The 12670-nt window shown below is 66.6% G+C and carries 8 protein-coding genes; 5 read left to right on the top strand and 3 right to left on the bottom strand.

Annotated elements, in window-relative coordinates:
• The first annotated feature begins 1 nt into the window (after position 1).
• Genes bcsZ through ACMV_RS03170 form a run of 3 tightly spaced genes read left to right on the top strand, consistent with a single transcriptional unit; the run spans position 2 to position 6198 of the window.
• Positions 2 to 1132, top strand: coding sequence for a cellulose synthase complex periplasmic endoglucanase BcsZ (bcsZ, locus tag ACMV_RS03180; RefSeq protein WP_007423096.1), 1131 nt, complete (start codon positions 2 to 4; stop codon positions 1130 to 1132).
• Positions 1132 to 3405: a UDP-forming cellulose synthase catalytic subunit gene (gene bcsA / locus ACMV_RS03175; RefSeq protein ID WP_231844476.1), complete on the top strand. Its 2274-nt coding sequence runs from the start codon at positions 1132 to 1134 to the stop codon at positions 3403 to 3405. Before bcsZ ends, bcsA begins: the two co-directional genes overlap by 1 nt.
• Positions 3406 to 3414: 9 nt before the next feature.
• The gene (locus ACMV_RS03170) at positions 3415 to 6198 is read left to right on the top strand and encodes a glycoside hydrolase family 3 C-terminal domain-containing protein (protein WP_013639525.1); all 2784 of its coding nucleotides are present in this window, start codon (positions 3415 to 3417) and stop codon (positions 6196 to 6198) included.
• Positions 6199 to 6271: 73 nt separating this feature from the next.
• Here the strand turns inward: ACMV_RS03170 and ACMV_RS03165 are convergent, their stop codons facing one another.
• From ACMV_RS03165 to ACMV_RS03155, 3 genes are all read right to left on the bottom strand, one after another.
• Positions 6272 to 7405: a GGDEF domain-containing protein gene (locus ACMV_RS03165; RefSeq protein ID WP_013639524.1), complete on the bottom strand. Its 1134-nt coding sequence runs from the start codon at positions 7403 to 7405 to the stop codon at positions 6272 to 6274.
• 469 nt (positions 7406 to 7874) lie between these two features.
• Positions 7875 to 8603 carry an orotate phosphoribosyltransferase gene (locus ACMV_RS03160; protein WP_007423100.1) on the bottom strand — a complete coding sequence of 243 codons (729 nt, stop codon included), beginning with the start codon at positions 8601 to 8603 and terminating at the stop codon, positions 7875 to 7877.
• A gap of 259 nt (positions 8604 to 8862) precedes the next feature.
• A complete protein-coding gene (locus ACMV_RS03155; protein ID WP_013634972.1) occupies positions 8863 to 10209 on the bottom strand; it encodes an IS1380 family transposase in 1347 nt (448 codons plus the stop codon).
• A 132-nt stretch (positions 10210 to 10341) separates the two neighbouring features.
• Between ACMV_RS03155 and ACMV_RS03150 the strand changes: the two genes are divergently transcribed.
• Both ACMV_RS03150 and ACMV_RS03145 read left to right on the top strand, forming a co-directional pair.
• Complete coding sequence (locus ACMV_RS03150) at positions 10342 to 11571, top strand: NADP-dependent isocitrate dehydrogenase (RefSeq protein WP_007423101.1); 1230 nt, start codon at positions 10342 to 10344, stop codon at positions 11569 to 11571.
• Between the two features lie 85 nt (positions 11572 to 11656).
• Positions 11657 to 12670 carry an LLM class flavin-dependent oxidoreductase gene (locus tag ACMV_RS03145; RefSeq protein ID WP_011941610.1) on the top strand — a complete coding sequence of 338 codons (1014 nt, stop codon included), beginning with the start codon at positions 11657 to 11659 and terminating at the stop codon, positions 12668 to 12670.

Here is a 12670-nt window from a genome sequence, read left to right as displayed (position 1 = left end):
CATGACCGACATGGCGAGACGCAATTTTCTCGGTCTTCTCGGCGCGGCCGCGCTCACGGGCGGCCCGGTGATGATGGCGCGGGAGCTGTGGCAATCGTCCTGGCGCGGCTACCGGCACGGATTCATCGACGGCCAGGGGCGGGTCATCGACTATTCCGCCAACAAGGGATTCAGCACTTCGGAGGGGCAGTCCTATGGCATGTTCCTCAGTCTCGTCGCCGGCGACCGCGCGACGTTCCGCCGCATCCTGAACTGGACGAACACGAACATGGCGGGCGGGCGCCTCGGGGAAGTGCTCGCGGCGTGGAAATGGGGGCTGCACGGCGGCAAATGGGGGGTGATCGGCGCCAACTCGGCGGCGGACGCGGATGCGTGGATGGCCTATTCGCTGCTCGAGGCCGCCCGGATCTGGAAGGATCACAATCTCGGCGCCGAGGGGCACAAGCTGGCGACGCGCATCGCCGATGACGAGAGCGTGGCGATCAACGGATTTGGCCGGGTCCTGATACCCGGCGCCTCCGATTTTCCGGACACGCCGCCCGTCATCGTCGATCCGAGTTATACGCCGCTGTTTCTGGCCCGCGGCATCGCGCGCGCGACCAACCTGCCGAAATGGCAGGCGATCGCGGCCACGCTGCCACGGCTGATGACGACGATCTGCCGCAACGGATTCGCCCCCGACTGGGCCTGGGCGCCGCAAGCCCCCGCCTCGCCGCCGGCGGGCCTGCCGGAGACCGGCACCGGATCGTTCGATGCGATCCGGTGCTATCTCTGGGCGGGCCTGACCGCGCCGGAAACGGAGGGGAGCGCGACCGTTCTCGCCTCGCTGAAGGGCATGGCCCGATATCTGGCCACCCACCGCGCGCCGCCGCAGAGCGTCGATCTCGCGAGCCAGGCGACGCACGGGACGGGCGGGATCGGGTTTTCCGCGGCGCTGCTGCCCTACCTCGCGGCACTCGGGCGCCACCGGCTGCTCCACCAGCAGCTCGGCCGCGTGCTGGCCCAGCGGGAGACCAGCGGCCTGTTCGGCCAGCCCGCCGACTATTACTCGGAAAACCTGATCCTGTTCGGACTTGGCGGACTTTCGGGAAGCATCCGCTTCGACAAGCAAGGAGGTCTGATCACGTCATGATGCGCCATCTCCCCGCGTTGACCAATGGCCTCACCTTCATCGTCGCCTCAGCCGTGGGCTTCGTGCTCATCGCCGCCACGCTGCTGCCCACGACGGGGCCCCTGCCCGATATCGAACAGGGCGTCGTCTTCGGCCTGCTGCTGATCCTCTACAATCTCGATGGCGGATGCCGGAGCCGGCGCAAGCGGCCGATCGTGCGCATCTCCATCAGCGCCCTGACCATCCTGCTGACGTGCCGTTATCTGGACTGGCGGCTGACCGACACGCTGCCGTTCGGGTTCGGCACGATCAACATCGCCCTCGGCATTCTTCTCGTGCTCGCCGAACTGCACGGCATCGGCTCGGCCATCATGGGGCAGATCATCAACGTGCTGCCTCTCGACAGGACGCCTCAGCATTTCACGCTCGACCCCGCGTCCTGCCCCACCGTGGACATCCTCATCCCCACCTACAACGAGGATCCCGAGATCGTCGAAACCACGGTGATCGCGGCAACGCAGATCGACTATCCCGCTTCGAGGTTCAGGGTCTACATCCTCGACGATGGCGGCACGGATGCGAAGCGCGCGAAGCCGGGCGCCGCCGGACGGGAGGCGGCGCGGCGGGCGGAGACGCTGCGCGAGATCGCGCGGAAATTCGGCGCGATCTATCTCACGCGGCCGGAAAACGTTCACGCCAAGGCCGGCAACATCAATCACGCGCTCGGCCAGATCGACGGCGAGCTGATTCTCGTTCTGGATTGCGACCACGTGCCGACGCGGGACTTCCTTTCGCGCACCGTCGGGTTCTTCCAGGCCGATCCGAAACTGTTCCTGCTCCAGACGCCGCACAATTTCGTGACGCCCGATCCGATCGAGCGCAATCTTTCGACCTTCGAGGTGATGCCGGCCGAAAACGAGCTCTTCTACCATGTGATGCAGCCCGGCCTCGATTTCTGGGGGGCGGCGTTCTTCTGCGGCTCTGCGGCCGTCCTGCGGCGCCATGTCCTCGACGAGATCGGGGGGATCTCGGGCAAGTCGATCACCGAGGACGCGGAAACCACCGTGAAGGCGATGTGCCGCGGCTACCGGACGGCGTTCTACAACCGGCCGATGGTCTCCGGCCTGCAGCCGGAAACGTTCTCCGGCTTCATCCTCCAGCGGGTGCGCTGGGCGCAGGGCATGATGCAGATCTTCATGCTCGACAATGTCTGGCTGAAATCGGGCCTGACCTTCATGCAGCGGCTGCTGTTCACCAACTTCGCCTTCTACTGGCTGTTCCCGATCTCGCGGAGCATCCTCCTGCTGATGCCGCCGCTGTTCCTGTTCTTCGGGTTCAACGTCGCGGCGACCACGCCACGCCAGTTGCTGGTCTATGCCCTGCCCTACTACCTCGCGGCGCTGGTCAACAGCCAGTATTTCTACGGGCGCGTGCGCTGGCCGTTCATTTCCCAGGTCTACGAGACGGCGCAGACCGTCTTTCTTTCGGCGGCCCTGGTCTCGGTGCTGCGGCGGCCGCGCGCGCCGAAATTCAAGGTCACGCCGAAGGGCGAAATGCTGGACAAGGATTTCATCTCCGGCCTGTCCTGGCCTTTCTACTGGCTGTTTGCCCTGGCCTGCGCCTCCCTCGGTATCGGGCTCTGGCGCATCGTGACCCAGCCGCAGCTGCGCTGGGCGCTGATCTTCGTCGTGTTCTGGGTCGTGCTCGACATGATCGCCCTGCTCGGCGTGATCGGCGCGCTGGCGGAACGGCGCCAGACGCGCACGATGCCGCGCATCGGCTGCAAGGGGCCGGCCTGGATGCATCGCGACGGCGGCGGCTGGGTCGAGGCGGCGTTGCACGACCTCGGCCGCGGCGGCGCCGGGTTGGTCCTTGCCGCCGGAACGGAGGGCCCGCAGCCCGGAGACCGTGTGCGCCTGCACGTTCCGGGCCTGCGCGGCGGGCTTCCCGCGGTGGTGCGGCACCGCAAGGATGGCGCACGCAACAGCATCATCGGGCTGCAATACGTATCCGATGGTGTCGCCGAGGCGCGGGCCGCGGTGGACCGGGCGTTCGGCGACAGCGAGCTGCTCGTCCGCAACGCCGCCCTCCGGCACCGGGGCACGAGCATCGCGTATGCCTTCGGCTTTCTCTTCGCCATCGGATTGCGCGGTACGGCGAGGCATTTCCGGATCCTCGCACGCGACGCCGCGATCACGCTGCGGGTGTCGCGCCAGCGCCGGGCCCTGCTTGCCAGCAGCCGGCAGGCCGAGGAGAACGGCGGCCAGAAGGCTCGCCTCGCCCCCTTGTCATAGGATGAACCGATGCGCCGGATGCCCCTTGCCGCTCTACTGTCCCTCTCGGCGATCGTGGCGGTCCGCGCCGCCCATGCCGCCCCGCAAGCGGCGGGATGCGCCTGGCGCAACGACCATCTTTCGACGGCACGCCGCACGGCGCTGCTGCTCCATGCCCTGACGCCCGGCGACGAGACGGATCTGATTGCCGGAGCGGGAACGCATGAACCCTACGTGTTCTACACCAGGGGACTCAAGCGGTTCTGCATTCCGCCCATGGGTCTCGAGGATGGGCCAGCCGGTGTCGGCGACAAGCTCGGCGGCGTCACGGCCCTGCCCGCCGGCGTGGCGCTCGCCGCGACCTGGGATCCGTCGCTCGCGCGGCGCTACGGGGCGGTGATCGGCGCCGAGCAGAAGGCGAAGGGAACCGCCGTCGATCTCGGGCCGACCGTGAACATCGATCGCGATCCGCGCTGGGGGCGGTCTTTCGAATCCCTCTCGGAAGACCCTTATCTGGCCGCCCGGATCGGCGTTGCCGAGATCCGGGGCATCCAGTCCACCGGCGTCATGGCGCAAGTGAAGCACTTCGCCGTCTACAACCAGGAGACCTATCGCAACACCCCGGAGGACGACGTCATCGTCTCGCCCCGCGCGCTGCATGAAATCTACCTCCCCGCCTTTCGCGCCGCCGTGCGGCGCGCCCATGTGGCCTCGATCATGTGCGGCTATGCGACGATCGGGGGGCATGAGAGTTGCGGCGACAAGGCGTTGCTGACCGGCGTGCTGCGCGCGGACTGGGGATTCCGCGGCTTCGTCACCTCCGACTATCAGGCCATTCACGCAACGGCCGACGCGGCCGCCGGCGCCGATATGGAGCAGCCCTTCGCGACCTATTTCGGCGCGCGGCTGACGCAGGCGGTCGCGGCCGGAAAGCTCGCCCGCAGCGTGCCGGAGACGATGACGCGGCATATCCTCGCCGAAATGTTCCGCTTCAGGCTGTTCGATCATCCGCCCCAGGGCAGCACCACGGCCATCGTCGCGACCCGGGCGGATCGCCTGGCGGCGACCCGGATCGCCGAAGCCGGGACGGTGCTGCTCAAGAATGATGGAAACGTCCTGCCGCTCGATCCGGGCCATGGCGGGACGATCGCGGTCATCGGGCCCGCCGCATCGATCCAGCCTGTCTACGCCGGCGGCGGCAGCGCCAACGTGGTGCCCATGCAGCCGGTCCCGCCGCTCGCCGGCATCGATCACGCGCCGGGGATGACGCGCCACGTCGACTACGTGGCGGGATTGCCCGCCGACAAGGCGCTGACGCCGATCCCGCCCTCGGCGCTTTCGGGTCCGTTCCGGCCCACGCCCCTGCACGGTTCGTTCCAGGCCGTGCTCACCGCGCCGGAGACCGGCACCTACGTGCTCGGCATCACCAACCCGTGCCATTGCTATGCGCCCACCGATCTCTCGCTCGATGGCAGGGAATTGCTGAGCGATCCCGGCACGCCGCCGGTTTCCACCTATTCCGCCGCGGTGCAACTGCGGAAGGGCGAGCGGTACAGGCTCGGCGTCACCGGCGCCGCGTCGCGCCTGACCTGGGCCACGCCATCGACCCTGCGGCCCGATATCGCGCGCGCGGTCGCGGCGGCGCGACGGGCCGCCGTCGCCATCGTGGTGGTGGCGGACGACACCGAGTCGGAAGCGGCGGACAGGCCCGATCTCGACCTGCCATCCGCCCAGAACCGACTGATCGAGGCGGTGTCATCGGCAAATCCGCACACGGTCGTGGTCATCGATGCCGGAGCGCCGGTCGCCATGCCCTGGCTCGGCAAGGTCGCCGCGGTCGTTGATGCGTGGTATCCGGGCGAGACCAACGGAACGGCCCTGGCCGCGATCCTGTTCGGCAAGGCCGATCCCGGCGGGCACCTGCCGGTCACGTTCCCCGCACACCTCGCCGACATGCCGACCGCGCCGGTGGCGCGCTTTCCCGGCACGGGCGGCAGGGTCGACTATTCCGAGGGAATCGACGTCGGCTATCGCTGGTATTCGGCGCATCATGTCAGGCCGCTGTTCCCGTTCGGGTTTGGCCTCTCCTACACGCATTTCGCGTTCAGCGACCTGAAGGTCGTCTCCGGCCCCGGCGACGGGACACGCCCGGTCGTCGTATCCGCCCTCGTCACGAATGCCGGCAAGGTTGCCGGCAGCGACGTCGCCCAGCTCTATCTCCGCTTCCCGCGCAGCGCGGGCGAGGCGCCCCTCAAGCTCGTCGGCTTCCGCCGCGTCCGGCTTGCTCCGGGGCAGTCGAAGCGTCTCCGCTTCACGGTGACGCCGCGACAGACCTGGTGGTGGCACGGCTCGGGCTGGACGGCCTCGCCCGGCACCTATCGGCTGTATCTCGGCGATGCCGCCGACGATGCCCATCTCGCGCAACGCGTTTCGTTCCCGATGCCGCAGACGGTCGGCGCCCGGAATGTGCTGGTCGAGGCGCCGGAACAGGCCATCCCCGGCCAGCCCGTCAAGGTGAAGGTGTCGCTCTCGGCCGGCGGCGAGGCGACGCTCCGGCATGTGCGGCTGAGGCTCGACGCGCCGGCGGGATGGCGGGTTTCCGCCATCGGTTCCGCGGCAGGGGAAGGCATCCAGCCTGGAGAGGCGGTTCGCGCGACCTTCACGGTCACGTCCCCCGGCTGGGCGGCGGCGGGGACCTATGCGCTGCGGGCGGTTGCGCAACTCGGCGCGAGACATTGCACCAGGGGGGCCGACGCTGGATGTGTCACGGCGACGCGGGACAGCGGCGCGATGATCACGCTCGCGGCCCGATGAAGGGATGCCGGCGCGGCCGGTTCAGGGGCGGGGCCGCCAGGCCCGGGGGCGTATCACGAAGAGCCTGGGGACATCAGGCGGTCATCGTCAGGTCCCGGCCGAGCTTCTTGGCCTCGTAAAGCGCCGCGTCGGCGCGGATGAATGTCTCGTCCAGGGTTTCGCCGACCAGGAACTCGGCGATCCCGGCCGAGAATGTCGTTCTGGCGCGCAGGCATGACGCCCAGCATTCCGGGCTTGCCATATGCTCGCGCAGCCGGCGAACGATGGTCTGCGCGTCGATCAGCGTGCTGTCCGGCATGACGAGGATGAATTCCTCGCCGCCCCACCGGGCGAAGATATTGTCGGCGCGCAGCACGAGACGCCCCTCGCGGCCGAAGGTGCGAAGCACCTCATCGCCCACGCCGTGGCCAAACGTGTCGTTGATCCGCTTGAAATGGTCGAGATCGAGAATGGCGACGCAGAGCGGGGCACCGCTGCGGCGGGCGCGGGCGGTTTCGCGCTCGATCAACTCAAGCGCGTGGCGGCGATTTGGCAGTCCCGTCAGTTCATCACGCGTTGCGAGGATCTGCACCTGTTTCAGCGCGTCGCGAAGCTGCCGGCGCTGCTGCTTCTGGTCGAGGCGCATCTGGCTCAGCTTGCCGGCGATGCCGGCAATCACCGGCAGGAACGCCAGCATCAGCGCGAACTGGAACACCTCGATACGCGGATCGAAGCGATCCGGAGAGACCGTGGCGCCGATGGCCATCGCGACACCGAAGACCGCGACGGCAAACCAGCCCAGATCCCGGCACCGGCGGGGCGGGAGCTGGAACGCGCCGAATTCGAGGACCAGGGCGGCCAGCATCAGCAATTCGCCGCGTACCTGCGGGTTGATCAGATAGGCGGCACCGAGCAGCGTGATGGCGAAGACCATCTGCGGCAGGCTGAGCGTCGGATCCGGCCAGCGCCTGCTGATCCCGCTCCTGAGCAGCACGTAGAACGCGACTTCGCCGCCCAGCGCCACGATGGTCAGCCATAGCGACTGCGTGGCATCGACTAGATTCAACGAGACGCCGATCCATTCCGCGACCAGGCAGAACAGATAAAGCGCCATCGAAATGAGTGTCAGGCCGATTGCCAGCCGTTCGGCCTGATCGGTCCCCAGTATTGCGGAAAATGGCGGAAGAGGCGCGCGGCGCTCGCGGTAGAAAGCTGTGGACTCGGTCATCCCCCGCCCCAGCGACACTGTCTTGTGATGGCGCCTCGAAACGTTCGGACATGCAGGGAAAAATGGACGATGGAGCCCGCACCGGTTCTTGGCATATCCACACGTTTCATGAGCAGACATTGGGATAATTTTGGATAATTATCCTTTTAGTCTTTAAATCCAATTAAAATTACGAGTCAAAAATTATTTATCGAATTATTCAAATTATTGATAATCGTTTCAAAATTAATCAAATTCGCGGTGGCAGACCATCATTGCCTGACGCCAGGGCGCCATCGGCGATCGGCCGCGGACGGGGCCGGTTCCGCCACGGCCGTCTTCAGCGCGTTCATCAGCTCCACGGAATTCAGGGTTGCCGCATGACCGCCAGCAAGCCGACGGGTCCGGCGACGGGCCGGGGATCGCCGGCGTTCCGGTGCCGCGCGAGCCGTGGGGCTGGCAGCATCGGACTCCATCCGGCCCGGGTCTCCTATTTCGACGCCTTGAAGGCCGCGGCCTCCTCCGCGCTGGCGACGCCGCCATGCTTCGCCGACCAGGCCACCGGGTCTTCCAGGAACTTGCGCACGCCGGCCAGGGTCGCCTCGGGGAAGTAGTCGCCGCCGCGGCAGGCTTCCAGTACGTCCCACCAGGTGCAGAGATGGTGCAGCGACATGCCCATCTCGGCCAGCGTGTTCAGGCTGCCGGGGAAGACGCCGTAGTAGAACACCACGAAGACGTGGTTGCAGATCGCCCCGGCCTCGCGCAGCGCGTTGGCGAAGTGGATTTTTGATCCGCCATCGGTGGTGAGGTCTTCGACGAGGAGGGTGTTCCTGCCCTCCGGCACGTCGCCCTCGATCTGGGCGTTGCGGCCGAAGCCCTTCGGCTTCTTGCGGACATAGGCCATCGGCAGGCCCATGCGGTCGGCCATCCAGGCGGCGTAGGGGATGCCGGCGGTCTCGCCGCCGGCGACGGCCTCGATCGTCTCGAAGCCGACATGGCGGTAGAGCTTCTCGACGCCGAGTTCGCAGATCTTGGCGCGGGCGCGGGGGAAATAGATGATCTTGCGGCAGTCGATATAGACCGGCGCCTTCCAGCCCGAAGTGAAGGTGTAGGGTTCCTCGGGGCGGAAATTCACCGCCCTGATTTCGAGCAGGATGCGGGCCGCGGTGAGCGCGGCGTCACGGTCCCAGTCGGTCGCGTGGCCCAGGCCAGACGTCATGATATCCCTCCGGTTCTGGCCGACGTCCTAGAACACCCCTGCCCTGCCGTCCACCGTCTTGCGGCGGGGCGGAGGCGTGGCTAGCCGGGATTATTCACGAGCGCATTTCCTCTGATTTTTCTCAGGCGTGCTGTTCAACCTGACATCGTGCGGGCGTGACGGCTTACCGGCCGAACCTGGCTGGTTTTGGTAGGCTCTATGATGTGTTGGCGTTGGATGTGGCAGAGATCGGGACCGGACGGGGCAAACGCCCCAGTGATCAGATGACCAGCCTGGGCAGTCTGGCCAGGGCGTAGCCGAGGATTGCCTGGTCTGGCATTGAGCGCGGCAGATGCAGGCGGATCGAGCGTTTCAGGGTTTCGAGGCGGACGGCGAGTTTGATCAGGCGCAGGCGCAGGGTATCGAACTGGATACCACGCCAGCGCGACCGGCGCGGCATCAGGGAGCGCAAACTCCACATCAGCCAGTAGGCGCCGATATGCAGAAACAGGCGCATCTGGTTGGCGCTGGCCCGCGAGCACGAGGTCCGGTCGGCGGCAAGATGGGTCTTCCACGCCTTGATATGGTTCTCGGCCTGGCCGCGCGCGCAGTAGATCTCTTGATACAGGGTGCGCGGGGAACCAGCCTTCAGGCTGGTGACGATGAAGCGGGTATCGACCCCCAGCGGCCCGGCCTCGACGCGGGCGATGATCCGCTCGACGCGGTCCCAGCTTGCTGCGCCATCATTGAACTCTTTGAAGCGCCGGATTTTCTCTCCCGGAGCTTGTTGCGCGCGCGCCGTGGTGCTGGCCTCCAGCGCGATGACGTGCTTGCGCAGCGTCGTGGTCGGTGCGACGCCGAAGATGTAATCGAGGCGACGCGCCCGACAGAACCGCAGCACCTCCGGCGTGCAGTAGTGCGAATCACCGCGCAGCATGATCGCGGTGCGGGGCCAGTGGCTGCGAATGGCGTCGATCAGCCGGCGCAACCATTTGACGATCTGGGCCCCTTTTGGCCGACACGCCGGACGCAGCACCGCGGCGAGCATCCGGCCGTCGCCGTCGAATACCACAATCGGCTGGAAACCGTACTCATCGTGGTGTGCGTTGAACAAGCAGAGTTGCTGCGCGCCGTGAGCGGCATCGAAGGTATCGTCGATATCGAGCACGACCCGGTTGGGTATGGTGCGAAAACTCGCGCAATAATGCTCGACCATCGCCAGGCCCATGCGCAGCAGCGCGCGAGGCCCGGGCAAATTCTCGGTGCGTGAAATCGTCGCTTGCGAGCATAAATCGCCCGCCTCGGGCAGACGCTCCATCGCGAGTTTGAACATCGGGTCGTTGCGCAACCGGTCGGCGTCGTTGCCATCCTCGTAACCGGCCGCGATCATCAACATGCGAAACCGAATGATCTCGTCGAGCCCATGCTGGACACGCTCCGGCGTGCGCGGATCATCGATGCAGGCCGCCAACTGCGCGGCAATCCCCAGCCGCTTCTCGACCTCGCGCAATGCCAGCAGACCGCCGTCAGAGGACAGCATCTCGCCGTCGAAGCGGGCCAGCACCGGTTTGCCGGCGACAGGTGACAGACCGGGGAGGCATGGGGTAGTTTCAACCGTGGCGGGCATCGCGTTCCGTGCTGATGAAGATTTGGTCTCGACACCCAATTCTTACATCAAATCAACGGCTTACGCCATGCCTGCCAACCCTCGTGCATAATTCAGGCTAGACCGGCTCAAACTGGCGCAAGGAGCTTCGGAATGGCCAAGATCAAGGTTAAGAACCCGATCGTCGAGATGGACGGCGACGAGATGACCCGGATCATCTGGGGGTTCATCAAGGACAAGCTGATCCTGCCCTATCTCGATGTCGACCTGAAATACTACGATCTCGGGATCGAGAACCGCGATGCCACGGACGACAAGGTGACGGTCGACTCGGCGCTGGCAACGAAGGAATACGGCGTCGCGGTGAAGTGCGCGACGATCACGCCGGACGAGGCGCGCGTCAAGGAATTCAATCTCAAGCAGATGTGGCGCAGCCCGAACGGGACGATCCGCAACATCCTCGACGGCACGATCTTCCGCGAGCCGATCATCTGCGCGAACGTGCCGCGCCTGGTGCCGCACTGGTCGCAGCCGATCGTGATCGGCCGCCATGCCTATGGCGACATCTACCGCGCCGCCGAAACCAAGATCCCCGGCCCGGGCAAGGTGCAGCTCTCCTACATCCCGGCCGATGGCAGCAAGCCGCTGATCCTCGACGTGCACGATTTCAAGGGCCCCGGCGTCGCGCTCGGCATCCACAACACCAAGGCCTCGATCGAGGGCTTCGCGCGGGCGAGCTTCAATTACGGGCTGGCGCGGAACTATCCGGTCTATCTCTCGACCAAGAACACCATCCTCAAGGCCTATGACGGCATGTTCAAGGACGTGTTCCAGGAGATCTTCGACGCCGAGTTCAAGGCGGAGTTCGACAAGCGCGGCCTGACCTACGAGCACCGGCTGATCGACGACATGGTCGCCTCGGCGCTGAAGTGGAACGGCGGCTATATCTGGGCCTGCAAGAACTATGACGGCGATGTGGAGAGCGACATCGTCGCGCAGGGCTTCGGCAGCCTCGGGCTGATGACCTCGGTGCTGATGAGCCCGGATGGCAAGACGGTGGAGAGCGAGGCGGCGCACGGCACCGTGACCCGCCACTATCGCGAGCACCAGAAGGGCCGCCCGACCTCGACCAACCCGATCGCCTCGATCTTCGCCTGGACCCGCGGCCTCGCCTATCGCGGCAAGTTCGACGAGACGCCCGAGGTGACCGAGTTCGCCGAGACGCTGGAGCGCGTCTGCGTCGAGACGGTGGAAAGCGGGTTCATGACCAAGGATCTCGCGCTGCTGATCTCGAAGGACCAGCCCTGGATGACCACGCAGGACTTCCTCGCCAAGCTCGACGAGAACCTGCAGGCGGCGATGGCGAAGCGCCAGGCCGCGTGATGGTGGGGCCCTGGGATCCATCCCCGGATCGCAGGGCCGAACACCGGACGGCATCATTGACTGAAAGACGGGGTGCCTTCCCTATATGGGGATGATGGAAAGCATCCCGTTCTCGGTTCTCGACCTCGCCCCCGTGCCGGATGGCGCGACGCCGGGCGATGCGCTGCGCAACAGCATCGACCTCGCCCGCCACGCCGAGGCCCTCGGCTTCAACCGTTACTGGCTGGCCGAACACCACAACATGCCCGGAATCGCGAGTGCCGCCACATCGGTGGTGATCGCGCATGTGGCGCAGGCGACGACGCGAATCCGAATCGGCTCGGGCGGGGTGATGCTGCCCAACCACGCGCCGCTGGTGATCGCCGAGCAGTTCGGCACGCTGGCCGCGCTGCATCCGGGGCGGATCGATCTCGGGCTCGGCCGCGCGCCGGGCACCGACCCACGCACCGCCCACGCGCTGCGGCGGAACATGGAGGGGACCGAGGCGCGCTTCATCGAGGACGTGATCGAGCTGCAATCCTACTTCCAGCCGGCGGCCGCGGAGCAGAGGGTGCGCGCGGTGCCGGGCGAAGGGCTCGACGTGCCGCTCTGGCTGCTCGGATCGAGCACGTTCTCGGCCGAACTCGCCGCGGCCCTTGGCCTGCCCTTCGCCTTCGCCGCGCATTTCGCGCCCGACCTGCTGGGTGCGGCGCTGACGCTGTATCGCACGCGGTTCCAACCCTCGGCTCGGCTGGCGAAGCCGCATGCGATGATCTGTGTTACGGTCTGCGCGGCGCCGGATGACGGGGAGGCTGAGTTCCTGTTCACCTCGCAGCAGCGCGCCTTCGTCAATCTCCGTCGCGGCCAGCCCGGCCTGCTGCCCCGCCCGGCGCCGCTCGACGGATTCTGGAGCGAGCGCGAACGTGCCGGGGTGGAGCACGCGCTGGCCTATGCGATGGTCGGCGGACCTGCGCGGGTGGCGGCGAAGCTCGCCGGCTTCGTGGCGGAGTTCCGGCCGGACGAACTGATGATCGCCTGCCAGATCCACGACCACGCGGCGCGCCGGCGCAGCTACGACATCGTGCGCGAGATACGCGGCGGCCTGAGCAAGGCCGCCTGA

The organism is Acidiphilium multivorum AIU301, from assembly GCF_000202835.1.
GTDB lineage: Bacteria > Pseudomonadota > Alphaproteobacteria > Acetobacterales > Acetobacteraceae > Acidiphilium > Acidiphilium multivorum.
Note: the sequence above shows the minus strand (reverse complement) of the source record. Positions and strands in the feature narration are given on the sequence as shown.

Excerpts from the sequence above, each read along its gene's own strand:
- bcsZ (WP_007423096.1), top strand. The coding sequence starts at position 2 with ATGACCGACATGGCGAGACGCAATTTTCTCGGTCTTCTCGGCGCGGCC.
- bcsA (WP_231844476.1), top strand. The coding sequence starts at position 1,132 with ATGCGCCATCTCCCCGCGTTGACCAATGGCCTCACCTTCATCGTCGCC.
- ACMV_RS03170 (WP_013639525.1), top strand. The coding sequence starts at position 3,415 with ATGCGCCGGATGCCCCTTGCCGCTCTACTGTCCCTCTCGGCGATCGTG.
- ACMV_RS03165 (WP_013639524.1), bottom strand. The coding sequence starts at position 7,405 with ATGACCGAGTCCACAGCTTTCTACCGCGAGCGCCGCGCGCCTCTTCCG.
- ACMV_RS03160 (WP_007423100.1), bottom strand. The coding sequence starts at position 8,603 with ATGACGTCTGGCCTGGGCCACGCGACCGACTGGGACCGTGACGCCGCG.
- ACMV_RS03155 (WP_013634972.1), bottom strand. The coding sequence starts at position 10,209 with ATGCCCGCCACGGTTGAAACTACCCCATGCCTCCCCGGTCTGTCACCT.
- ACMV_RS03150 (WP_007423101.1), top strand. The coding sequence starts at position 10,342 with ATGGCCAAGATCAAGGTTAAGAACCCGATCGTCGAGATGGACGGCGAC.
- ACMV_RS03145 (WP_011941610.1), top strand. The coding sequence starts at position 11,657 with ATGGGGATGATGGAAAGCATCCCGTTCTCGGTTCTCGACCTCGCCCCC.